Below are 22438 nucleotides of genomic sequence, written 5' to 3' on the forward strand. Positions count from 1 at the left end.
TCAACAACTTCCATGGATTGTCAAAAGCATCAAATCAACAGCTGCACTTTCCCAGCTTCTATAAATGACCCATCAGTCTCCCTTTGCACCCAAGATTTCAACGCTGTTTGATAAGCTACCCTCCATGAACACCGATGCTTTGATCCTGGCTGCTGACAGCGCATTGCGCACCCTGTGGGCCGAGCCCCGTGCCAGCCGCCCCACGCCCTTGGCCCCTGCTGCTGAGCTGGAATTGACCGACGCCGAGCGGCGCGAGGCCGCTGCGCTGATGCGGGTGAACCATGTGGGCGAGGTCTGCGCCCAGGCGCTTTACACAGGGCAGGCATTGGCCAGCCAAGACCCAGCCCTGCGCGCCCAACTGGCCGAGGCCAGCCGTGAAGAGACCGACCACCTGGCCTGGACGCAGCAGCGCCTCAACGATCTGAAAGACCGCCCCTCGCTCTTGAACCCGCTTTGGTACGCGGGGGCCTTTGCCATTGGGTATGCCGCAGGCAAGCTGGGCGGCGACAAGGTGAGCCTGGGCTTTGTGGTCGAGACCGAGCGGCAGGTGGAAGCGCACCTGCAAAGCCACATGGACCGCTTGCCCGCCGCAGACAGCGCCTCTCGCGCCATCGTGGCGCAAATGAAAGCCGATGAAATCGCCCACGCCCAAATGGCCATGAAGGCCGGGGCAGTGGAGCTGCCCGGACCGGTCAAGGCGCTGATGCAGGCTGCCGCCAAGGTGATGACGACGGTGGCGCACCGGGTTTGACGCCACCGGGGGCACGAGCCGCTTACAGATACCCCATGGGAATGGCCGTGACACTGGTTGACAAGGGCACGTCACGCGGTGTGAGGCAGAGCACCGCGCCATGCCCCACGGTTTTGCCCAAGTTCGCTGCGACTGAAAACGCTTTGCTGGCTTGTGTGGAAGGTGTGGCGGTTTTCTTGATTTCAATCGGGTAAATCACATCGTCCGATTCGATGAGCAGGTCAATCTCTTTTTGATCGGTGTCGCGGTAAAAGAACAGGGGTGCTTCTTTGCCGTTGTGCCAGTAGCTCTTGAGGATTTCTGCCACCGCCCAAGTCTCCAGGATGGCCCCAGACATGCTGCCAGCTTCCAGCGACTCGGGTGAACTCCATTTGGTCAAGTAAGCGGCCAAGCCCGTGTCCAGAAAGTACAGCTTGGGCGACTTGATCATGCGCTTGGTCAGGTTGCGGTGATAAGGCTGCAGCAAATAAACCAGGCCCGAAGCTTCCAGCACAGACAACCAGGCCTTGGCGGTTTTGGTGTCAATGTCAACCTCGTTGGCCAGATGGGTGTAGTTGAGCAGCTGTCCCGTTCTGGCTGCCACCACCCCCAGAAAACGGTGAAAACTCAAGGGGTCCGAGACTTTGAGCAGCTCGCGCACATCGCGTTGAACATAGGTTTGCACGTAAGAACGGTAGAACACATCGCGGCTTTGCGCACCTTGCGTTTGCAAGCGAGGGTAAGCGCCCAGCCAGATTTGTGCATACAAACTTTGCAGTGATTGAGGCTGAGCGGTGTTACGAGCCTGCGCGATCCAGTCGGTCGTGGGTAAAAAAGGCCGGGATTGCTGGGCGCGACCTTGTTGCTCGGCCTGGGACAGGCCCAACAAATCGACAATGGCCACACGACCCGCCAGGCTTTCGGTCAGACCCTGCATGAGCTGGAACTTTTGCGAACCTGTGAGCCAGAACTGCCCATTGCGCGGGTCTTTGTCCACGGCCATTTTGATGGCGCTGAACAGTTGGGGCGCGTATTGCACTTCGTCGATCGTGACGGGTGCAGGCCAGGTCTGTAAAAACAGCGCGGGGTCTTGCTGGGCCAGTTGGCGCATGTCCATGTCGTCCAGCGTGACGTAGGCCCTGGCGCCTTCACTGCACATGGCCAGCAAAGTGGTTTTGCCCACTTGGCGGGGCCCTGTGACCATCAAGACCGGGAAGTTCTGGCTGATGTGGTGAATGGCTTGTGCAAGGGTTCGATCCAGCATGGTTTTCCGAATTTATGGAAAGCAATTCCATTTTTTCGGAATTTTACGCCACTTCAAGCACCTCAAAACTGGTCGTGATTTCGGCCGTTTTGCCCAGCATGATGCTGGCCGAGCAGTATTTGTCGTGGCTCATGGCAATGGCCCGCTCGACCGCACTGTCTGGCACACCCTTGGCCGTGACGGCGAAGTGCATATTGATCTTGGTGAAGACTTTGGGGTCCACCTCGGCGCGTTCGCTGCTGATCTTGACGCTGCAGCCGCGCACATCGTGCCGACCGCGCTTGAGGATGAGCACCACGTCATAGGCCGTGCAGCCACCGGTGCCAGCCAAAAGCAGCTCCATGGGGCGGGGCGCGAGGTTCTGGCCGCCGTTTTCTGGCTTGGCGGCGTCGGGTGCACCGTCCATGTTGACAATGTGGCCCGAACCGGTTTCGGCCACAAAGCCCATGCCCGAGCGGGTACCGGCAGCGCCGGTCCAGGTGACTGTGCATTCCATTTTGATGTCCTTGTTGAGTGGCCAGCCTTACGCCAGCAAATGGGTTGTGCGTATGTTACCCAAGCGCACTTGGCTCTTGGTCATACCGGCTTTGTCTTGGGCATACCAACGATGTTCTTTGTCATACCCGCACAGGCGGGTATTCACCATAGACGAAGGCATGGCCCCCCGATCAGGTCGGGGGTGACAAGTATTTGTCATACCCGCGCAGGCGGGTATCCATTGCACGACATATATTTTTTGCATTTTGAGACACCCAACTTGCTGCAACGCAGCAAAAATACCCGTACAATAACGAACAGGCGTGCTTTTTTGCATGCACCCTTTGTCTCCTCCACCCTCTGAAAAGGTGGATTTGCCCCGATTCGCAAGGATCGGGGCATTTTTTTCGCCCAACGAAAAATGAACTATTTAATACTAAAAATGGTTTAATCTGTTGTTGGGACAAAAGGGGAGATATGCACATGGCCCACTTACTCGAAATAAGTCCAACAACGTGCGAATGGATTCATGGGGGCATCGCAAAGCGGGCAGTCCTCATCGCGTTAGGTCTTGAATTGACCAGTTTGACAGCGATGGCCCAATATCAAGTCACGATCTTGGACCAAGCTCCAGAATACCGCCAATTTGGAAGGATAGAGATCACTGGGTCGAGCGTGATCAATCCACGTAGCCGCGAGGCAATGCCTGTACGCGTCATTGACCGCAAGGAAATCGAACGCATGGGCGTTCAGTCGGTACCCGAGTTGATCCAGGGCCTGTCCTCAATGCATTCATACACCGAGTCAGGTGGAACCAACATTTCGGGCTTGGGCGGCTATCGGTCGGCAGCGATTCATGGCTATGAAGCAGGGACATTGGTTTTGATCAACGGCCGCAGAGCTCCTTCTTTTGCCAAACAGCGCCCACAAGTCGACCGTTCAGCTGTTGATTTGTCAATGGTTCCCTTGCGTGCCATCGAACGCGTTGAAATCCTGACCGACGGTGCATCATCTATCTATGGCAGTGACGCCATTGCCGGTGTTGTGAACCTGATCACACGACAGCAAGCCCCTGGCATCAGCATAAGTGCCGAAAAGCTTTCCACCCAGGGAACAGGCGATGGGCACAGCGCAGGCATCAGCCTGGGCAAAGGCAAATTGGATGTGGATGGTTATGCCTTTTCAATGCATCTGGAAATGCTAAAGCGTGACCCAGTGCGCATGCGTGACCGCAGCTACACAGACCTCCGCACACGACCTTATGGACAAGATGCGCAAGGCAATCCTTTGTATTTTGTCCCGCAAAACATGTTTCCACATAACGCGCCTGCACAGCTGCTCAATCAAAGTACAAACCCAACTTTATGCCCTTCGGGTTACGACTACAGTGTGACCCGCAGAGGGTCAACTTGGCCAACGCCTTACCAATGCCAAACAAGCCAACTGCGCGACACATACCTTTATCCGGGCTACGAAAACTCCACCTTGTGGCTCGCATTTGAAAAGCAAATTGATAGCACATTGGCTGTGTTCTCCGAGATCGGTTATCAGCAACAATTCAGCGACTATCGTCGCATCGTCAACGGCCGCGCTACCAATGGCAACATTCTTTATGATGCAGAAGACTTCAACCCGGGGTTTGCCAAAGAAAAACAAAACAACCACAGGGTCGTGATCGGTGTTCGCGGTGAATGGAATAACTGGCATTACACCGCCAGCCACACCCGTGCCGAAAATCACTTTGAAACCGTCAACCGAGGCGGATTCATCAATGCGACCAACTGGGGAACGATCCTGAATTCCGCAGAGCGTCAGCAAGACCCTAGCACTTACTCCGAGGCCACATGGGCCAAGATCAGAGCCAGGTTTGCCGATCCCATCACGGCACAAGAATACCGAACGCGCTTGCAAGACACGCAATTGCAAGCTTCACGTACTGTGGGTGAAACCGCTTGGGGAGACATCAAACTCGGGACGGTGCTGTTTCACACCCAATCACAATTGATCAATGAATTGGCCGCGAACCGCGAGGACTACCCTTTCACGCGAAACAACAACGGAGCAGGTCTGGAATTGCAAATACCTGTGTACGACCGGCTGGAGTTTGTATCGAGCTTACGCGCCGAGCGGTACAGCGACTTTGGGAAAGTCCTGACTGGCAAGCTGGGGGCCAAACTGGAAGTGGCCAACAACACCCATCTGCGCATGAGTACAGGCACAGGCTTTCGCGCGCCGACCTTGGCACAAACCAACGCGCGCAATTACAGCCGCTTCGCTGTTGCAGGCACAACCGACAGTTACTCTGTGGGAAACCCCGACCTGGAACCCGAAAAATCCAAGCAATGGAGTTTGGGCGTGCTTTCTCAGCCGATGCCTCAATTGAATCTAGGTCTGGACTATTGGGCAGTGGATGTGCGCGACGTTTTTGGTACATGGACAGCCGAACAAATATTGAATGACCCAGCGCTCAAAGCGATTTATTACACAAGCAACTACAACAACACAGGCAGAGCCCGCTACACATTCAAGCCGCTGAATCAAGGCGTGATGACCAAATCCGGCATTGACTACCAAATACGTTACCGCTGGCCCATCAGTCTCGGACGAATTTGGGCGGGAGTAGAGGGCACTTACAACCTGAAATCCAAACGCAGCAATTACCCTGGGCAAGAACCTATTTCCAATCTGGCCAAATACGACACCTCTACGGACACTGTGACGCCTCGCCATATCTTGCGGTTAACGACGGCTCTCGAATCTCGGAATTTCAGTGTTACTGCTCACGTCAATTACCACTCTGGCAATGATGAAACCCTTCCGGCACTGATCGATTCGCAGGGCTACTTCGTGGGTGACCAATTCACGCACCGCGTACCGGACCATTGGACACTCGATGTTTCGGGGGTATACAAGTTCACGCCAAACTTTAGCGTTCGGATGCATGTTGCCAATTTAACCAACCGCACCCCTCCGGTTCGTTACAACAGCCCCTACCTGGGATCGACCCTCTCCGACACACGTTATGACAACTACTACGGTCGTACGATACGGATAGCCATGGACATCAAGTTCTGAAACGCTGGCAATGTCAGGGACGCTATGATTAAACGATTGCCCTATTTTTATCCGGGCAAGTGACAGATGCAGACATGACCACCTCCAAACTCCACCCCGCCGACTACCTGATCAAAATCCTGAACGCCAAGGTCTATGACGTGGCCACCGAATCGGCGCTGGAGCCTGCCAAAAACCTGTCGCGCCGTCTGGGCAATCAGGTGCTGCTCAAGCGCGAAGACCAGCAGCCCGTGCACAGCTTCAAGTTGCGCGGGGCCTACAACAAGATGGCGCACCTGAGCCCTGAGCAGCTCAAAAAGGGCGTGATCTGCGCCTCGGCTGGCAACCACGCGCAAGGCGTTGCTCTCAGCGCCAGCCGCCTGGGCACCCGCGCCGTGATCGTCATGCCCACCACCACACCGCAAGTCAAGATCGATGCGGTCAAAGGCCTGGGTGGCGAAGTGGTGTTGTTTGGCGACAGCTATTCCGACGCGTACAACCACTCGGTGGCGCTGGAGAAAAAACAGGGCCTGACCTTTGTGCACCCGTTTGACGACCCGGACGTGATCGCGGGCCAAGGCACGATCGCCATGGAAATGCTGCGCCAGCACCAAGGGCCGCTGGATGCGGTGTTTGTGGCCATTGGCGGCGGCGGCCTCATCAGCGGCGTGGCCAACTACATCAAGGCGGTGCGCCCCGGCGTCAAAGTCATTGGCGTGCAGATGAACGACTCGGACGCCATGATCCAGTCGGTGAACGCCAAACAGCGCGTGACGCTGCCCGATGTGGGCCTGTTCTCGGACGGCACAGCCGTGAAGCTGGTGGGCGAAGAGACCTTCCGCGTGGCCAGCAACTTGGTGGACGACTACATGACGGTGGACACCGACGCCGTATGCGCGGCCATCAAGGACATTTTTGTGGACACGCGCTCGATCGTGGAGCCCGCTGGCGCATTGGCGGTGGCCGCCATCAAGCAGTATGTGGCCGCGTACAAATGCAAGGGCCAGACCTTTGCGGCCATCTTGTGTGGCGCGAACATGAACTTTGACCGCCTGCGCTTTGTGGCCGAACGCGCCGACGTGGGCGAAGAAAAGGAAGCCCTGTTTGCGGTGACCATTCCCGAAGAGCGCGGCAGCTTCAAACGTTTTCTGGAGCTGATCGGCAGCTTGCCGGGTGGCCCGCGCAATGTGACCGAATTTAACTACCGCATGAGCGACTCGGACAAAGCCCATGTGTTTTTGGGTTTGAGCACCCACGGCAAGGGAGAAAGCGCCAAGATCGCGGCCAAATTCAACAAGCAGCAGTTCAAGGCGATTGACCTGACACACGACGAGCTGGCCAAAGAACACATCCGCCACATGGTGGGCGGGCATTCGGCGCTGTCCCAAGACGAGCGCCTGCTGCGCTTTGAGTTCCCCGAACGACCCGGTGCCTTGCTCAAATTCTTGAGCCTGATGCGCCCAGGCTGGAACATCAGCCTCTTCCATTACCGCAACCAGGGCGCGGACTATGGTCGCATTTTGGTGGGCATCCAAGTACCGCCCAAGGACGGCAAGGCGTTTGACAAGTTTTTGCAGGCGCTGGGGTATCCGTATGCGGAAGAGACGGACAACCCGGTGTATCGTCTGTTTCTTCGCAGCTAAATTTCATACGCTGAATATGCCCGCATCCCTGGAAGGCCAACTCGTCGTCGCGATCTCGTCGCGTGCCTTGTTCGACTTCGAAGAAGAAAACCAGGTCTTCGAGCAAGGCGACGACCGGGCTTATATGCAGCTGCAGCTGGGGCGGCTGGAAGAGCCTGCCAAGCCGGGCGTGGCGTTTTCTTTGGTGCGTAAGCTTCTGGCGTTCAACGATGCCGATGCACAGCGGGTTGAAGTCGTCATCCTGTCGCGCAACGACCCGGTCTCGGGCATGCGGGTGTTCCGCTCGGCGCAGCATTACGGCCTGCCGATCCAGCGCGGCAGCTTCACACGGGGCCAGCCGCCATGGCGCTACCTCAAACCGCTGAACGCCAACCTGTTTTTGTCGGCCCATTTGTCCGATGTGCGAGCAGCCTTGGATGCGGGTGTGCCTGCCGCACAGGTGTACCCGCATTCGGCGCTGGCCTCTGAGGCAAACCCGCACGAAGTGCGCATCGCTTTTGACGGCGATGCGGTGCTGTTCTCTGACGAGGCCGAGCGGGTGTTTCAGGCCGAGGGCCTGTCAGCCTTTCAGGCCCACGAACGAGACAAGGCCGGGCAGCCTTTGTTGGCTGGCCCGTTCAAACCCCTGTTGGCCGCCTTGCACCGCTTGCAGCAAGAGGGCACGCCCGCCATGCGGATTCGCACCGCACTCGTCACAGCCCGCAGCGCCCCGGCGCACGAACGCGCCATCCGCACACTGATGGACTGGAACATCGAGGTGGACGAAGCCATGTTTCTGGGCGGCTTGCCCAAGGGTGAGTTTTTGCGCGAGTTCGAGCCGGACTTTTTCTTTGACGACCAGACCGGTCACATCGAATCGGCTGCGCGGCATGTGCCATCGGGGCATGTGGCTTCCGGGATATCGAACTCGGATTGAAACGCGTTGCACACATTCGCGATTTGAAGCCATTCGCGAGCGGGGGCTCGCTCCCACACAGCAGTCCTCTGAATAAGAAACCAGGTGCTGCTCCCTGTGGGAGGCTGCCCCTGTGGGAGGCTGCCCCTGCGGCCGAATGCCCGCAAGAACCCCTCTCACTTTTTCTCTGCGAACGGGGTCACTTGCTTGGCGTCGATGCGGTAACTGGACACGCCCATGTGCGAGTCGGTTTTGGTGGCGCTCAAGGGGCCGGTGACCCACAGGGTATCCATGAGTCGAAAGCGTTTGGTGGGTTTGTCCAGCACCACATGCACGATCTGGTTGGCGGGCGGTGGCGGCGAATGCACGCAAGCGCCAAAGTAAGGCACCAGCAAAAACTCCTTGGTACCTTCAGGCAAATCCTCCAGCGGCACCATGTAGCCCGGCAAACGTACACTCTGCCCCAGGATCAGCGGGTTGATGGGGGCGTTGTCCCACATCTTGCGCATCTTCTTCAACGCCTCTTCGGCCTTGGGATCGTTGTCTTTCAGGCCATCGAGGTTCAGCGCCTTGAGGTCTTTGTACGGATCCCAGCCCGCTGGGATCAGTTGCTCCCAGCCAATGGTGCGTGTGGGGCCGGGCACACTGGCACCGGGCGGCGGGGCCTCGCCAGACAAAGCCGGTTGGACCTGCGGCACGGTCTCGCGCACCGTGTCACGCACGCTTTGCGCCACGGCCTGGCCCGTGAGCCAAAGCGCCCAAGCACACAGCCCTGCCTTCATCATGGTGTTGCGGTTCATCCCTGGTCCTTTGTATTCATACGCGCGGCGACAAGCCGTCGGCCAAGGATAAACGGTAAGCCCGCCAAGCTGGCCCTAAACTGGCCAGCAAACCAGCCAGAAAGACCGCGCCCGCCAAAGCCAGTTGTGTCGGCAAAGGCACGGCCATTTGCAAACGAATGCCCAGCGACTGCTGCAGCCAAGGCGTGGCCAGCGCCATGCCCGCCTGGGCCAGCAGCACGCCCAACACGACTCCGGCGCAGGTGACCCACACGCCTTCGAGCGTGAGCAGGCCCAGCACATGGCGCGGCCCGGCACCCACAGCCCGCAGCACCGCCAGTTCACGGCGGCGCTCATTCAGACCCGCGAGCACCACCGCCATCAGCGAAACCACGCTCACCAAAGCGACCAGGGCCGAAACGGCCAGCAAAGCGTTCTCGCCCACACCCAACACCGACCACAGCTCACCCAGCGCCACGCCGGGCATCACGCCCATCAAAGCCTCGGCCTCGTAATGGTTGACAAAGCGCTGCACATTGAACACCGCCGCCCGGCTTTTCAGACCCACCAAGGCGGCCGTAACTTCTTCGGGCTCCAGGTTGAATTTGCGTGCCTGGTCGGCCGGGATCTGCCCACCCGGCATGGGGGTGCCGGCCACCCAGTCCAGATGCAAGGCTTGCAGGGCCTGCAGGCTCACATGCACCGTGCGGTCGACCGGGGTGCCCGTGGGCGCCAGAATGCCAACGACTTTGAAAGGCTTGTCGGCATGCTCGTCTGCTTCCTCGACTTCGTGGTCATGGTCATGGTCGTGCATCCCATGGCCCAGCGTGATGCGTTGGCCCAGGCCGTAGCCCATTTTGTGCGCCACCTCGGCACCGATCACCGCTTCGTACAAACCATCCAGATTGCCCGCAAACACTGCCCCTTGCTGCAAAGCCAGCGGCTGCTTGTCGCCATAGGCAAAGTGCTGAAAGTAAGCGGGCGTGGTGCCCAGCACCGGAAAACCCCGGTGCGAGTCACCCAGGCTCAAGGGCACGACCCAGGACACCGAACGGTGGTTCGACAAGGCCTGCACGCTGTCCATGGACATGCTTTGCGGCACGCTGCCGATGTGGAACACCGAAAACAGCATCAGCTGCACCGGGCTGCTGCGGGCGCCCACAATCAGGTCGACGCCACTGACCGATTGCGAAAAACTGTGGCGAATGTCGTGGCGCAAACGCTCCAGCGTCCACAGCAAGGCGGTGGCCAGCGCCAGCGACACCACCACCCACGCCAGCGTGCTGCGCCGGTTCCAGGCACTGCGCCGCGCGATGCCAAGCAGGCTGTTCATGCGGGTACCTCGGCTTGCTGCAGGTCGGGCAAGGACCACTGCACATCAAAGCGCAGCGCCTGCTGCTCGTCATGGCTCACGCACACCAGGGTGCTGCCCGCGTCGCGTGCGGCCTGCAGCAACAAGTCCATGAAGCCTTGGCGCAAGGCAGCATCCAGCGCCGAAGTCGGCTCGTCGACCAAGATCAATTCGGGTTGCCCGATCAGGGCGCGGGCAGCAGCCACGCGCTGCTGCTGGCCCACCGACAAGGCATCGGCGCGGCGCGTCCACAAGCCCTCGGGCAAACCCATGCGCCCAAGCCAGCTTTGGGCCACCGCTTCGGCTCCGCCAGCCGCTTGGCAACGCGAGCGCCGCAGGGGCGAAAAGCGGCAAGGCAAGGTCACATTGTCCAGCACACTCAGGTAGGGCAGCAGATTGAACTGCTGAAAGATCAGGCCCACATGGTTCGCCCGAAAGGCGTCGCGTTGCCCTGGCTTCAAAGCCGCCCAGTCCTGCCCCAGCAGGCGCACACGGCCAGATTGCGGCAACAGCACACCCGCCAACAGGCCCAGCAAGGTGCTTTTGCCGCAGCCGCTGGGACCATGCAAGAAAACGGTTTGGCCTGGCGGCACATGCAAACGGCCCAAAGCCAATGTGTCAGCGCCCGCCCGGGTCCAAGCGAAGCGCAAGGGCTCGATGTCGATCACGAAGCTCTCCCTGAGTTGACGCGGCAATATACCCCGTCAATCGGGCACGACCAGCTTTCTCCGTCCTTCTCTGCGGGCAATCCAGACGGTTGCCCACAAAATGACAAACGCACCCAGCCAAGTCGATTGACTGGGCACATCGCCAAACACCAGCCAGCCCAACAAGGACGCCCAAACCAGGTCCAGAAAGCGCAGCGATTGGGTGGCCGAAATGTCGGCCAGGGCAAAGGCCCGCGTCAGGCAATAGTGGGCCAAGGTGCCCAGCACACCCGTGGCGGCAAAACCCAGCCACTGCATGGGCGTAGGCATTTGCCAATGCGGCAAGGCCATGGGCAGGCTGAGCACCGACACCGTCAGGGCTTGCCACAGCACAATGACACCGGGTTTTTCGTAACGGGTCAGCGCTTTGGTGATGAGAAAGGACGCCGCGAAAACGGGGGACGAAGCCAGCATGACCAGATTGAACCAGCCGCCCTCGCCCGACATTTTGGGCAAAACCACCACCAGAACGCCTGCAAAACCAATGATGGCGGCGATCCAGCGGTCTTTGCGCATGGGCTCGCCCAAAAACCAGGCCGCACCGATCATGATGAAAATCGGCCCGGTGAACCCAATGGCGGTCATGTCGGCCAGCGGGATTTTGGGCAAGGCGGTGAACCACAGGATCAGGCCCAGGGTGTGTACCCCACCGCGCCAGAATTGACCCACCATATTGACCGGCATGTAGGCACGCCAGCCGTCGCGCCAGACCCAGGGCAGGATGAAGATCAAGCCAAAAAGATAGCGCAGGAACTGGGACTGGTAAACGTCCAGATGCAAGGTCAGTTCGCGGGCGATGGTGTTGAGCAAGGAAAACAGCATCCCGCCCACAACCATCCAGACCATGCCCCGCACGGCCACAGGCCAGCCTGCAAACGAGCGCCGACTGCGATGGCGGGCGAGCAACCATTGACGCGGGGGAGAGAAAAAGGTTTTGCGCGGCTTCATGCGCAAACACCCAGGCAAAAATGAATCACCCCATCATCTTAAGGCGACTCCGCGAGAGCTCAGGTCACCTCGGTTACGCCCACATTCGCGAGCAGGGGCCCGCTCCCACAGGGGGCTTGGTTTGCTCGGTTTTTGTGGGAGGCCGCCCCTGCGGCCGAATGGCTGATTAACCGGCGCTGTTTTGCAAGGCAGCAATGCGCTGCTCAATGGGCGGGTGGGTGCTGAACAGCTGGCCGATGCCACCGGCAATGCCCATGGCGGCCATGCTCTTGGGCAACTCGGCCGTGTGCACACCGCCCAGGCGGGCCAGGGCGTTGATCATCGGCTGCTTACGGCCCATCAGCTTGGCTGCACCGGCGTCGGCGCGGAACTCGCGCTGGCGGCTGAACCAGGCCACGATCATGGCGGCGGCAAAGCCCAAGACGATGTCCATCACGATGGTGGTGACGTAGTAACCAATGCCGGGGCCGGAATTTTCGCTGTCCCCCTTGCGCAAGAAGCTGTCCACCGCGTAACCCACCACACGGGAGATGAACACCACAAAGGTGTTCATCACGCCCTGGATCAGCGTCATGGTGACCATGTCGCCATTGGCGATGTGCGCCACTTCGTGGCCAATGACGGCCTCGATCTCTTCGTGCGTCATGTTCTGCAGCAAACCGGTGGACACGGCCACCAAGGCCGAGTCGCGGAAAGCGCCCGTCGCAAAGGCGTTAGGGTCACCTTCAAAGATGCCCACTTCAGGCATGCCGATGCCGGATTTGTCAGCGAACTTGCGCACGGTGTCCACAATCCAGGCTTCGTCGGCATTGGCCGGTTGGTTGATCACCCTCACGCCCGATGTCCACTTGGCCATGGGCTTGCTGATGAGCAAGGAAATGATGGCACCGCCAAAGCCCATGATCAACGCAAAACCGAGCAAGGCGCCCAGGTTCAGGCCATTGGCTGTGAGGAAGCGGTTGACGCCCAACAAATTGGCGACGATGCCCAGCACGACCACCACGGCCAAGTTGGTCAAGACAAACAAGAAAATACGTTTCATGACAGGTTTCACTTTCACCCGAAGACGCGGGCACGTTGGGTCGAATATTAGGGTGTCAGTCTGCAAAATCAAGCCGGTGGCGTGATTTCCGCATTGGCGTACGGTTTTTCAGCCAAGTGCCGTCGCCTGCGGGGGCGGAAGACGCTGGCATCGGCGTAAAAAGCCGGGTCTTCGTTGGCGGGCCACCAGCCCGGCACACCCAGCAGCGGCAAGGGACTGAAAGGTTTGCGGGCCAGTTTTTCAGGCGTGAGGTCTTGCGCCAGCCAGGCATCGATGTCCGCCGCCGCCACGCCTAGCGGCACACGCCATAGGTGCACGGTGATCGACTTGTAGGGCTGCACCGCTTTTTCGAGCGCGGCGTGGCCAAAGGTCCAAAGCCGTGTGTGCGCCCACTCGCTGCGCAAAACCACCAGGGCATCGCGCCAACGGTGCTCGGTCAAGGCGGCCCACAAGGCATCGGAAGGCTGAATCAGCAAGGCGTTTTCATCGAACACGGTGGCGGCATCGCGCACCGGGCCGCGCACCTGTCCGACGCCCGCGCGGGCGATTTCCTGGGCTTGCAGCTGGTTCAGGCGTTTTTTGGCCAGCGGGAAGTGCATCCAGCACAGGGCGTTGAAGAAATCGTGCAAGCCCTCGCGGGTGGGCACTTGGCCGGTGGCAAAAATGAAATCTTCGTAAGCCTGGCCTTCCGGCAAGTCGGCTTGCGGCACAAAGCGCACCGGGGCACGGCCCGCCGCGTTCAAGGCCTCGGGCTGGGGCGAACCTGCCGCCACTTGCCGTGCGATGGGCTCACCCACCGCCCGCCAGTCGGCCAGCCAGGGGGCGTACCAATCGATGTCGGACACGCCCAAGTTGGAGGCCGGATCGCAGCGGTGCCAGGCCCGGTTGGGGCTCAGCCCGCCACCAGACGCCACGGCAGGCTTTCTCCGGAGCGCAGAGGCTTGAGTTCAGCCTCGCCAAAGGCAAAGCTTTCAGCGGGCGTCCAGCTCTCGCGGCGCAGGGTGATGGTGCCGGTGTTGCGTGGCAGGCCGTAAAAATCGGCCCCAAAGAAACTGGCAAAGCCTTCGAGCTTGTCCAGGGCGCCCGCATGCTCAAAGGCTTCGGCGTACATCTCGATGGCCGCGTGCGCGGTGTAGCAACCGGCACAGCCCGTGGCGTGCTCTTTGAGGTGCACTGGGTGCGGGGCACTGTCGGTGCCCAAAAAGAAACGGTTGTTGCCACTGGTGGCGGCCTGCACCAGCGCTACCCGGTGCGTCTCGCGCTTGAGCACCGGCAAGCAGTAATAGTGGGGGCGAATGCCGCCCGTGAAGATGGCGTTGCGGTTGTACAGCAGGTGGTGCGCGGTGATGGTTGCGCCCAGGTTGGCATCGCCCGCGGCCACGTACTGCGCAGCTTCTTTCGTGGTGATGTGTTCCATCACGATTTTGAGACCCGGGAAATCGCGGCGCAACGGGATGAGGTGCTGCTCGATGAACACGGCTTCGCGGTCGAACAGGTCGATGTCGGACGAGGTGACCTCGCCGTGCACCAACAGCAGCACGCCTTCGCGCTGCATGGCTTCGAGCACGGGGTAGATCTTGCGCAGGTCGGTCACACCCGCGTCGCTGTTGGTGGTGGCCCCTGCCGGGTAGAGCTTGCAGGCCACCACGCCAGCGGCCTTGGCGCGGGCAATTTCGGCTGGGGCCAGGTTGTCCGTCAGGTACAGCGTCATGAGCGGCTCAAAGGCCATGCCCGCAGGCACGGCGGCCAGGATGCGCTGCTTGTAGGCCAGCGCCTGCTCGGCCGTGGTCACGGGCGGCTTGAGGTTGGGCATGATGATGGCGCGACCGAATTGGGCGGCGGTGTGCGGCACCACCACGTTCAGGGCGGCACCGTCGCGCACATGCAGGTGCCAGTCGTCGGGGCGGGTGAGGGTGAGTTCTTGTGTCATGCCCGTATTGTCCCAAATCGGCCAAAGCCCCCAAAATCCGCGCCCCGCAGGCTGCCGCTCGGTGATAACCCGGGGTAAATGGGCGTTTTTTTCATGCAAGAATGAATTTTTAAATTCGATGAGGTTAATCCATGAAATTTGTCCAAAACCTGATTCAACGCCCTTTGCTGGCCGCATCCATGTTCGCTTTGCTGGGCGCCGTCGCCACACCGGCCATGGCGGGCAAAACCCTGGATGCCATCAAGTCGCGCGGCGCCCTGAACTGCGGCGTGAACCCCAGCCTGCCCGGCTTTGCCGCTGCGGACAGCCAAGGCAACTGGACCGGTCTGGACGTGGACGTGTGCAAGGCCGTGGCCGCCACTGTGCTGGGCGATGCCAACAAGGTCAAATGGACCCCCCTGAACGCCACGCAGCGTTTTGCCGTGCTGCAAGCCGGTGAAATCGACATCCTGTCGCGCAACACCACCTGGACCCTGAACCGCGACGCCTCGCTGGGCCTGCACTTCACCGGCACCACCTACTACGACGGCCAAGGCTTCATGGTGACCAAAAAGTCCAAGATCACCAGCGCCAAGCAGCTCAAGGGCGCTACCGTGTGTGTGCAGTCGGGCACCACCACCGAGAAGAACCTGAACGACTACTCCAAGGTCAACAAGCTGGGCATCAAACCCGTGGTGTTTGACACCCAGGAAGCCACCAACAAGGCCTACTTTGCAGGCCGCTGCCAGGCTTACACCACCGACGCATCGGGCCTGGCCTCGGTGCGCAACAAGGAAGCCACCAACCCCGATGACCACGTCATCCTGCCTGACCTGATCTCCAAAGAACCTCTGGGCCCGAGCGTGCGCCGGGGTGACGACGAGTTCTTCGCCATCGTCAAATGGGTGGTCTTTGCCCTGATCGAGGCCGAAGAGTACGGCATCACCCAAGCCAACGTCGACCAGATGAAGAGCAGCGCCGACCCCGTCGTGCAGCGCATTTTGGGCACCTCGGAAGACACCGGCAAGCTGCTGGGCCTGGACAAGGAATGGGCCTACCGAGCCATCAAGGCCGTGGGCAACTACGGTGAAATGTTCGAGCGCAATGTGGGTCCCAAGTCCACCCTCAAACTGCCACGCGGCCTGAACAACCAGTGGAACAAAGGCGGCCTGATGTACGCACCACCCGTGCGCTGATCGACCCCCTGGTGTTTTCTGATCCAGACAAACACTGACCCCAAGAAAGGACATCGGCCCGCCTCGTGCGGGCCGATGCACGATGATGATTCCACCCGCACCACCCCTTCCTCCCCGCGCCCGCGCCTGGTCCTGGCGCAGCCAGTCCTTTCGCGGTCTGGTCTACCAGATCCTGACCATCTTGCTGCTCGTGCTGGCCGTCAGTTACCTGATGTCCAACACCTTTGCCAACATGCGCACGCGCGGCATCCAGAGCGGCTTCGATTTCTTTTTGCAACCCGCAGGTTTTGCCATTGGCGAGAGCCTGTTCGAGTTCGACTCGGCCCAAGGCTACTGGGTCGCTTACCTGGTGGGTCTGTCCAACACATTGCGCGTGGCGCTGGTGGGCATCGTGCTGGCCACGCTGCTGGGCACACTGATCGGCATTGGCCGCTTGTCGAACAACCTGCTGGTGCGCGGCCTGTGCGCGGTGCACGTCGAGGTCACGCGCAACGTGCCCTTGCTGCTGCAGCTGTTCATGTGGTACTTCGCCATGACCGAACTGCTACCCACCATCGAAGCGCCGCTCAAACCACTGGCGGGCGTGTTCCTCAGCAAAAACGGTTTGCAATACCCGCTGCCCGAATGGTCGGCGGGCCACTGGGGCACGGTGGTCGGTTTGCTGGCCGGTGTGCTGGCCTGGCGATTCTGGGCACGCCGAGCCCTGCGCCAATTTGAAGCCACCGGGCAATACCACCCGGCCCGCACCCACTTCACGGGTCTGCTGATTTTGCTGGCCGTCACGGCCGTGGGCTGGCTGGCCGGGGGCGCCCCGGGCGAGCTCAGCATTCCTGAAGCCACCGAGATCAACGTGATCGGCGGCGGCTCGGTCACCCCCGAATACCTGACCTTGCTGATCGGCCTGACGGTCTACACCTCGGGCTACATCGCCGAGGTGGTGCGCTCGGGCATCCAGTCGGTCGCCTATGGCCAGCACGAAGCGGCTGTGGCGCTGGGCCTGCCCCGTGCGGCCGAATTGCGCCTGGTGCAACTGCCCCAGGCGCTGCGGGTGATCGTGCCGCCACTCACCAGCCAGTACCTGAACCTGACCAAAAACTCTTCGCTCGCCGTGGCCGTGGGTTACCCCGACCTGGTCTCGATCGGCTCCACCGCACTCAACCAGACGGGCCGCGCCATCGAGTGCATTGCCGTGGTGATGCTGTGCTACCTGAGCCTGAGTTTGCTGACCTCGGCACTCATGAACCTCTACAACCGCCGCGTGCAGATCAAGGACCGCTGATGAACCACGCTGTCTTTACCCCCATTGCGCCACGCCAGCCACCCGCCAACCAGGTGGGCCTGCTGCCCTGGTTGCGCAGCCGTTTCTTTGACGGTTGGGCCAACAGCCTGCTGACCCTGCTGGTGCTGGCCCTGCTGGCCTGGGTCTTGCCGCCCCTGCTGAACTGGACCGTGTTCAACGCCGTGGTGCAGCCCGACAACGCTGCCTGCCGCGCTGCCGAAGGCGTGGGCGCCTGCTGGGGCGTGGTGGCCGAAAAAGGCCGCCTCATCCTCTTTGGCCGCTACCCCTACGACGAGCAATGGCGCCCGCTGATCGCGTCCAGCTTGCTGGTGACGCTGCTGGTGCTCAGCTGCCTGCGCAGCTTCTGGCGTCCGGCCCTGGTGCTGGCCTGGGTGGCTGTGTATGCCGTGTTCTACCTGCTCATGAAGGGCGGCGTGGCCGGCCTCACACTTGTGGACACCGAGCGCTGGGGCGGCCTGCCCCTGACCTTGCTGCTGTCCAGCGTGAGCCTGGTGGTGGCGTTTCCGCTGGCGATTTTGTTGGCCCTGGGCCGGCAGTCCAAGCTGCCGGCCATCCGCACGCTGTGCGTGATTTTCATCGAGTTCGTGCGCGGCGTGCCGCTGATTTCGGTGCTGTTCATGGCCTCGTTCATCCTGCCGCTTTTCATGCCGCAGGGCACCAAGATCGATGTGCTGGTGCGGGTGCTGATTGGCATGACCTTGTTCACCGCCGCCTATCTGGCCGAGGTGATTCGCGGCGGTCTGCAGGCCGTGCCCAAAGGCCAGATCGAAGCGGCGCACTCGCTGGGTCTGGGCTACTGGCAGATCCAGCGCAAGATCGTGCTGCCCCAAGCGTTGCGCCTGGTGGTGCCATCCATCGTCAACACCTTCATTGGTGCCTTCAAGGACACCTCGCTGGTGACCATCGTGAGCCTGTACGACCTCACGGGCGCGGTGCAGCTGGCACTGGGCGATGCCGACTGGCGCAAGTTCTTCATCGAAGGGCAGCTGTTCGTGGCGGCCATTTATTTCATCGCCTGTTTTGCCATGTCGCGCTACAGCCAGTGGCTCGAAGGCCACCTCAACACCGGAACCCGGAGACAGTAACGTGAGCACCCCCATCATCGAATTTTCCAAAGTCAACAAGTGGTACGGCGACTTCCATGTGCTGCGTGACATCGACCTGTCGGTGGCGCGTGGCGAGCGCATCGTGGTCTGCGGACCTTCTGGCTCGGGCAAGTCCACCCTGATCCGCTGCATCAACCGCCTCGAAGAGCACCAGACCGGCCACCTCACGGTGGACGGTGTCGAGCTGACCGACGACGTGAAGTCCATCGAGTCGGCCCGCCGCCAGGTCGGCATGGTGTTCCAGCAGTTCAACCTGTTCCCGCACCTCACGGTGCTGGAAAACCTGACGCTGGCGCCCATGTGGGTGGGCAAGGTGCCTAAGGCCGAAGCCGAGGAACGCGCCATGCAGCAGCTCAAGCGCGTGCGCATCGCCGAGCAGGCGCAAAAGTACCCGTTGCAGTTGTCCGGCGGCCAGCAGCAACGTGTGGCGATTGCCCGCGCCCTGTGCCTGACGCCCAAGATCATGCTGTTTGACGAGCCGACTTCGGCGCTCGACCCCGAGATGGTGGGCGAGGTGCTCAACGTGATGGTGGAGATGGCCGATCAGGGCATCACCATGATCTGCGTGACGCACGAGATGGGCTTTGCCCGTCAGGTGGCCGACCGCGTGATCTTCATGGACCAGGGCCAGATCGTCGAGCAAAACACGGCCGCCGCGTTCTTTGACAACCCGCAAAACGAACGCACGCAAGACTTCCTGTCCAAGATCCTGGCGCATTGATCCCGCAAACGCCTGCGCCCGTGTTCGACATCGCCCAAGAAAGCCGTGGCGATGCTGCGGCACGGCCCTTTGGCAACAGCTATTGGCTGTGGACGGGCCGGGTGCTGGCGGGCGAACACCCGGGGCTGGTCGGTGTGGAGGCCCTGCCCGAACGTTTAGCCGCATTGGCCGATATGGGCATCACCCACTTTGTGGACCTGACTTCAACTGACGACCCGGTGCCGGTGTACCAACCCGTTCCCGGTCGGCAAGGTATTGGCCGACGAATCAACCACCCCATCACCGATTTCGGTGTGCCCAGCGAACAAGGCATGCAGGCCATTTTGCGCGACATGCAAGCCGCCTTGGACCAAGGCGGCAAGGTTTACCTGCACTGCCGCGCCGGCATCGGCCGCACCGGCACGGTGGCCGCCACCTGGCTCGTGAGCCAAGGCCTGCCACCGCAGCAGGCGCTGGACTTGCTGGCCCGTAAATGGCAAGCCGTCGATAAACACGTGCAGGAGCCGCACAGCCCTGAAACCGAAGCGCAACGCGAGTTCGTGCGGCGTTGGTCGTCTTTACGCATTTGAAAGTTCGTACTCAAGGCGAAAGGGGCCAGGGCTGGTGATTTGACAGTGAACGTTGAGTTCAGTGGTGGCCAGAGGCGGGGCCACGGGCCGGGGCTCACACTCGCAAGCTCGCAATATCGCCCCAACCCGTGGCCCCGCCTCTGGCGCAAGCGTCTTCGGTGAACTTGCAAGAAGAATGCAAAAAAACCTTTGAGCGCGCCTGAACTCCGGCCCGTTGGAATGCGTGAGGGCGAGCGAAGCAATGCCCCGTAGTGACTTCTCGCCGTTATGAGCCGGCGAGTAGCGCAGGCCTGAACGGATCAGGGGCGACGTGTGTTTGAGCGAAGCGAGTTTGCGGCGCACCCCGTTCAGGCCGAGCAACGCAGCGTGCCTGGAGCGCCAGCGGAGTGACGGCGAATCCGGCTCGCCTTTATTTGCTTACTTTCTTTGGCGAAGCAAAGAAAGTGAGTGCGCTGCCGGGCGCAATCCCGGCCAACGCACTCTAAAAAACACCAACCGACACAACTAAATCTTTAGAAATGGACACCCGAACAAGCCGGGTGTGACGAGCGGTTGAGTCTCTCAGTGCTGCAGAATCTTGTTCAAAAAGTCCTTGGTGCGCGGCTGGCGATTCTCGGGGTGGTTGAAGAACTCGTCCTTCGAGCAGTCTTCCAGAATGCGGCCACCCACGTCGATGAAGATCACGCGGTTGGCGACTTTGCGGGCGAAACCCATTTCGTGGGTGACCACCATCATGGTCATGCCCTCGTTGGCCAGTTGCACCATCACGTCCAGCACTTCGCCCACCATCTCGGGATCGAGCGCCGAAGTCGGCTCGTCAAACAGCATCACGATCGGGTCCATCGACAAGGCGCGGGCAATCGCCACGCGCTGCTGCTGACCACCTGACAACTGCCCAGGGAACTTGTCCTTGTGCGCCAGCAAGCCCACGCGGTCCAGCATCTTCAGGCCTCGCTCCCGGGCTTCCTCCTCGGATCGCCCCAGCACCTTGACCTGGGCAATCGTCAGGTTCTCGGTCACCGACAGGTGCGGGAAGAGTTCAAAACTCTGGAACACCATGCCCACGCGGGAGCGCAGCTTGGGCAGATCGGTGCCCGCGTCCATCAGCGACACGCCATCCACATGGATGCTGCCTTTCTGCACGGGTTCGAGGCCGTTGACGGTTTTGATGAGGGTGGACTTGCCCGAGCCCGAAGGGCCGCAGACCACCACCACATCGCCCCTGTTGATGCTCACTGAGCAGTCGTTGAGCACCTGCACCGGGCCGTACCACTTGGACACATTTTTGATTTCAATCATTTTCATTCCCCAAATTCAGCACGTGCATCAGCGCACGATGGCGATCCTGGCCTGCAGGCGCTTGACGCTCCAGGACAGTGCAAAACAGATCACAAAATAAACGACAGCCGCCAGGATGTAGGCCTCTTCCGAGCGGCCATAAATCTTGCCGGCATTGGTGAAGCCCTTGAGCAAGTCGTAAGCGCCAATCGCATAAACGAGCGAAGTGTCCTGGAACAAGATGATGGTCTGCGTCAGCAGCACCGGCAGCATGTTGCGAAAGGCCTGCGGCAAAATCACCAGACGCATGTTCTGGCCATAGGTCATGCCCAGAGCCTGCCCGGCAAATACCTGACCGCGCGGGATCGACTGGATACCCGCCCGCATGATCTCGCTGAAGTAAGCCGCCTCAAAAGCCACAAAGGTGATGATGGCCGACCACTCGGCCCCAATGGGTCGCCCGATCACAAAGGGCATGAGCAAATAGAACCACAGGATCACCATGACCAGCGGCACCGAGCGCATGCCGTTGACGTAGATGGTGGCAGGCAAGGCCAGAATTTTCGAGCCAGACAAACGCATCAAGGCCAGCAAGGTGCCAAAGATCACGCCGCCAATGGTGGCGGTGATGGTCAGTTGCACGCTGAAGAGCAATCCGCCCAGCACGAACTTGCGCAGGACTTCCAGATCGAAATAGGAAAAATCGAGTCCCAACATGTCAGTGCCCTCCCGTTCCGGCCGAAACGATGAAGCCTGGCACGCGCATTTTCTTTTCGATGACCGCAAACACGCGGTTCACGGCAAACGCCGACAAGGCATACAAAGCCGTGACGGCCAGGTACACCTCGATGCCGCGCGAGGTTTCCTCCTGCGCCTGCATCGCAAACATCGTCAGCTCGGCAATCGACACGGCAAAGGCCACAGAAGAGTTTTTCAGCAGGTTCATCGACTCGCTGGTCAGCGGCGGCAAGATGATGCGAAACGCCATGGGCAAAATCACATACCGGTAAGACTGCGCGGTGGTGAAGCCCATGGCCATGGCCGCATAGCGCTGCCCCTTGGGCAAGGCCTGGATACCCGCACGAAACTGCTCGGCAATCCGTGCCGAGGTAAAAAAGCCCAAGCCAAACACGACCAGCAAAAAGCCAGGCACCTGTTGAAAAGCCGGGAACACTTTGGGCACCACAAAGTACCACAAGAAAATTTGCACCAGCAGCGGAATGTTGCGAAACAGCTCCACCCAGGCGTTGGCCAAGGCCGCGACCGCCGGGCGTCCGGGCAGCGTGCGCAAGGTGCCCACCACCGCGCCCACCAGCATCGCCACCACCCACGAACTGGCCGCCACCATCAGCGTCCAGCGCCAGGCTTCCAGCATCCACTCCAGGTAGGTGCGGCCACTGCCGTCATCGCTTAAAAAAACCTGCCAATCCCACGTCATAGTTTCATTCCTGCAAAGAGGGGAATTTCAA

General features: G+C 60.4%; 21 protein-coding genes. 9 read left to right on the forward strand and 12 right to left on the reverse strand.

From position 1 onward, the window contains the following. Positions 1 to 124 precede the first annotated feature (124 nt). Positions 125 to 751 carry a 2-polyprenyl-3-methyl-6-methoxy-1,4-benzoquinone monooxygenase gene (gene coq7 / locus B9Z34_RS12180; RefSeq protein ID WP_108428393.1) on the forward strand — a complete coding sequence of 209 codons (627 nt, stop codon included), beginning with the start codon at positions 125 to 127 and terminating at the stop codon, positions 749 to 751. 22 nt (positions 752 to 773) lie between these two features. On the opposite strand, the gene B9Z34_RS12185 is transcribed toward coq7, so the two are convergent. Both B9Z34_RS12185 and B9Z34_RS12190 read right to left on the reverse strand, forming a co-directional pair. Continuing rightward, on the reverse strand, positions 774 to 1994 hold the full coding sequence (locus tag B9Z34_RS12185) for an ATP-binding protein (protein WP_108428394.1): 1221 nt from the start codon (positions 1992 to 1994) through the stop codon (positions 774 to 776). A gap of 43 nt (positions 1995 to 2037) precedes the next feature. Then, positions 2038 to 2490, reverse strand: coding sequence for an OsmC family protein (locus B9Z34_RS12190; RefSeq protein WP_108428395.1), 453 nt, complete (start codon positions 2488 to 2490; stop codon positions 2038 to 2040). Between the two features lie 464 nt (positions 2491 to 2954). On the opposite strand from B9Z34_RS12190, the gene B9Z34_RS12195 reads away from it, so the two are divergent. From B9Z34_RS12195 to B9Z34_RS12205, 3 genes are all read left to right on the forward strand, one after another. Next, positions 2955 to 5546, forward strand: a complete 2592-nt coding sequence (locus tag B9Z34_RS12195) for a TonB-dependent siderophore receptor (RefSeq protein WP_158268729.1) — start codon at positions 2955 to 2957, stop codon at positions 5544 to 5546. Positions 5547 to 5620: 74 nt separating this feature from the next. Then, on the forward strand, positions 5621 to 7168 hold the full coding sequence (ilvA, locus tag B9Z34_RS12200) for a threonine ammonia-lyase, biosynthetic (protein WP_108428397.1): 1548 nt from the start codon (positions 5621 to 5623) through the stop codon (positions 7166 to 7168). A gap of 16 nt (positions 7169 to 7184) precedes the next feature. Beyond that, a complete protein-coding gene (locus tag B9Z34_RS12205; RefSeq protein ID WP_108428398.1) occupies positions 7185 to 8084 on the forward strand; it encodes a 5'-nucleotidase in 900 nt (299 codons plus the stop codon). Between the two features lie 155 nt (positions 8085 to 8239). Here B9Z34_RS12205 and B9Z34_RS12210 read toward each other — a convergent pair whose 3' ends face one another. The 7 genes from B9Z34_RS12210 to pyrC form a co-directional block, all read right to left on the reverse strand. Then, the gene (locus B9Z34_RS12210) at positions 8240 to 8863 is read right to left on the reverse strand and encodes a DUF3299 domain-containing protein (RefSeq protein WP_233249591.1); all 624 of its coding nucleotides are present in this window, start codon (positions 8861 to 8863) and stop codon (positions 8240 to 8242) included. Positions 8864 to 8879: 16 nt separating this feature from the next. Beyond that, positions 8880 to 10175, reverse strand: a complete 1296-nt coding sequence (locus tag B9Z34_RS12215) for an ABC transporter permease (protein WP_108428399.1) — start codon at positions 10173 to 10175, stop codon at positions 8880 to 8882. Further along, the gene (locus B9Z34_RS12220; RefSeq protein ID WP_108428400.1) at positions 10172 to 10861 is read right to left on the reverse strand and encodes an ATP-binding cassette domain-containing protein; all 690 of its coding nucleotides are present in this window, start codon (positions 10859 to 10861) and stop codon (positions 10172 to 10174) included. Before B9Z34_RS12220 ends, B9Z34_RS12215 begins: the two co-directional genes overlap by 4 nt. A 36-nt stretch (positions 10862 to 10897) precedes the next feature. Next, entirely contained in the window at positions 10898 to 11848 is a 951-nt protein-coding gene (locus tag B9Z34_RS12225) for a DMT family transporter (protein ID WP_108428401.1), read from the reverse strand. A 166-nt stretch (positions 11849 to 12014) separates the two neighbouring features. After that, positions 12015 to 12890: a protease HtpX gene (gene htpX / locus B9Z34_RS12230; RefSeq protein WP_108428402.1), complete on the reverse strand. Its 876-nt coding sequence runs from the start codon at positions 12888 to 12890 to the stop codon at positions 12015 to 12017. A 68-nt stretch (positions 12891 to 12958) separates the two neighbouring features. Further along, entirely contained in the window at positions 12959 to 13735 is a 777-nt protein-coding gene (locus tag B9Z34_RS12235) for a DUF3025 domain-containing protein (RefSeq protein ID WP_108428468.1), read from the reverse strand. Positions 13736 to 13782: 47 nt separating this feature from the next. Beyond that, on the reverse strand, positions 13783 to 14820 hold the full coding sequence (pyrC, locus tag B9Z34_RS12240; protein ID WP_108428403.1) for a dihydroorotase: 1038 nt from the start codon (positions 14818 to 14820) through the stop codon (positions 13783 to 13785). Between the two features lie 131 nt (positions 14821 to 14951). Here pyrC and B9Z34_RS12245 point away from each other — a divergent pair, with 131 nt between their 5' ends. The 5 genes from B9Z34_RS12245 to B9Z34_RS12265 all read left to right on the forward strand — a co-directional run bounded on the left by B9Z34_RS12245 (position 14952) and on the right by B9Z34_RS12265 (position 19691). After that, a complete protein-coding gene (locus tag B9Z34_RS12245) occupies positions 14952 to 15995 on the forward strand; it encodes an amino acid ABC transporter substrate-binding protein (RefSeq protein ID WP_369907674.1) in 1044 nt (347 codons plus the stop codon). 82 nt (positions 15996 to 16077) lie between these two features. Then, positions 16078 to 17274, forward strand: a complete 1197-nt coding sequence (locus tag B9Z34_RS12250; protein ID WP_369907675.1) for an amino acid ABC transporter permease — start codon at positions 16078 to 16080, stop codon at positions 17272 to 17274. Further along, entirely contained in the window at positions 17274 to 18380 is a 1107-nt protein-coding gene (locus B9Z34_RS12255) for an amino acid ABC transporter permease (RefSeq protein WP_108428404.1), read from the forward strand. Before B9Z34_RS12250 ends, B9Z34_RS12255 begins: the two co-directional genes overlap by 1 nt. A 1-nt stretch (position 18381) precedes the next feature. Beyond that, positions 18382 to 19122, forward strand: a complete 741-nt coding sequence (locus B9Z34_RS12260) for an amino acid ABC transporter ATP-binding protein (protein ID WP_108428405.1) — start codon at positions 18382 to 18384, stop codon at positions 19120 to 19122. A 20-nt stretch (positions 19123 to 19142) separates the two neighbouring features. Beyond that, positions 19143 to 19691, forward strand: a complete 549-nt coding sequence (locus B9Z34_RS12265; RefSeq protein ID WP_146179659.1) for a dual specificity protein phosphatase family protein — start codon at positions 19143 to 19145, stop codon at positions 19689 to 19691. Positions 19692 to 20252: 561 nt separating this feature from the next. Here B9Z34_RS12265 and B9Z34_RS12270 read toward each other — a convergent pair. From B9Z34_RS12270 to B9Z34_RS12280, 3 genes are read right to left on the reverse strand one after another with little or no spacing between them, the layout of a single operon-like run. Further along, positions 20253 to 20990, reverse strand: a complete 738-nt coding sequence (locus tag B9Z34_RS12270) for an amino acid ABC transporter ATP-binding protein (protein ID WP_108428471.1) — start codon at positions 20988 to 20990, stop codon at positions 20253 to 20255. A 27-nt stretch (positions 20991 to 21017) separates the two neighbouring features. Continuing rightward, a complete protein-coding gene (locus B9Z34_RS12275) occupies positions 21018 to 21686 on the reverse strand; it encodes an amino acid ABC transporter permease (protein WP_108428407.1) in 669 nt (222 codons plus the stop codon). A gap of 1 nt (position 21687) precedes the next feature. Continuing rightward, positions 21688 to 22407, reverse strand: coding sequence for an amino acid ABC transporter permease (locus B9Z34_RS12280; RefSeq protein WP_108428408.1), 720 nt, complete (start codon positions 22405 to 22407; stop codon positions 21688 to 21690). Positions 22408 to 22438 lie beyond the last annotated feature (31 nt).

The sequence above is a fragment of the Limnohabitans sp. Hippo3 genome, assembly GCF_003063665.1.
GTDB lineage: Bacteria > Pseudomonadota > Gammaproteobacteria > Burkholderiales > Burkholderiaceae_C > Limnohabitans_A.

Bases quoted from the DNA above. Each gene is read 5' to 3' on its own strand.
- coq7 (WP_108428393.1), top strand. From the start codon at position 125: ATGAACACCGATGCTTTGATCCTGGCTGCTGACAGCGCATTGCGCACC.
- B9Z34_RS12185 (WP_108428394.1), bottom strand. From the start codon at position 1,994: ATGCTGGATCGAACCCTTGCACAAGCCATTCACCACATCAGCCAGAAC.
- B9Z34_RS12190 (WP_108428395.1), bottom strand. From the start codon at position 2,490: ATGGAATGCACAGTCACCTGGACCGGCGCTGCCGGTACCCGCTCGGGC.
- B9Z34_RS12195 (WP_158268729.1), top strand. From the start codon at position 2,955: ATGGCCCACTTACTCGAAATAAGTCCAACAACGTGCGAATGGATTCAT.
- ilvA (WP_108428397.1), top strand. From the start codon at position 5,621: ATGACCACCTCCAAACTCCACCCCGCCGACTACCTGATCAAAATCCTG.
- B9Z34_RS12205 (WP_108428398.1), top strand. From the start codon at position 7,185: ATGCCCGCATCCCTGGAAGGCCAACTCGTCGTCGCGATCTCGTCGCGT.
- B9Z34_RS12210 (WP_233249591.1), bottom strand. From the start codon at position 8,863: ATGAACCGCAACACCATGATGAAGGCAGGGCTGTGTGCTTGGGCGCTT.
- B9Z34_RS12215 (WP_108428399.1), bottom strand. From the start codon at position 10,175: ATGAACAGCCTGCTTGGCATCGCGCGGCGCAGTGCCTGGAACCGGCGC.
- B9Z34_RS12225 (WP_108428401.1), bottom strand. From the start codon at position 11,848: ATGAAGCCGCGCAAAACCTTTTTCTCTCCCCCGCGTCAATGGTTGCTC.
- htpX (WP_108428402.1), bottom strand. From the start codon at position 12,890: ATGAAACGTATTTTCTTGTTTGTCTTGACCAACTTGGCCGTGGTGGTC.
- pyrC (WP_108428403.1), bottom strand. From the start codon at position 14,820: ATGACACAAGAACTCACCCTCACCCGCCCCGACGACTGGCACCTGCAT.
- B9Z34_RS12245 (WP_369907674.1), top strand. From the start codon at position 14,952: ATGAAATTTGTCCAAAACCTGATTCAACGCCCTTTGCTGGCCGCATCC.
- B9Z34_RS12250 (WP_369907675.1), top strand. From the start codon at position 16,078: ATGATGATTCCACCCGCACCACCCCTTCCTCCCCGCGCCCGCGCCTGG.
- B9Z34_RS12255 (WP_108428404.1), top strand. From the start codon at position 17,274: ATGAACCACGCTGTCTTTACCCCCATTGCGCCACGCCAGCCACCCGCC.
- B9Z34_RS12270 (WP_108428471.1), bottom strand. From the start codon at position 20,990: ATGATTGAAATCAAAAATGTGTCCAAGTGGTACGGCCCGGTGCAGGTG.
- B9Z34_RS12275 (WP_108428407.1), bottom strand. From the start codon at position 21,686: ATGTTGGGACTCGATTTTTCCTATTTCGATCTGGAAGTCCTGCGCAAG.
- B9Z34_RS12280 (WP_108428408.1), bottom strand. From the start codon at position 22,407: ATGACGTGGGATTGGCAGGTTTTTTTAAGCGATGACGGCAGTGGCCGC.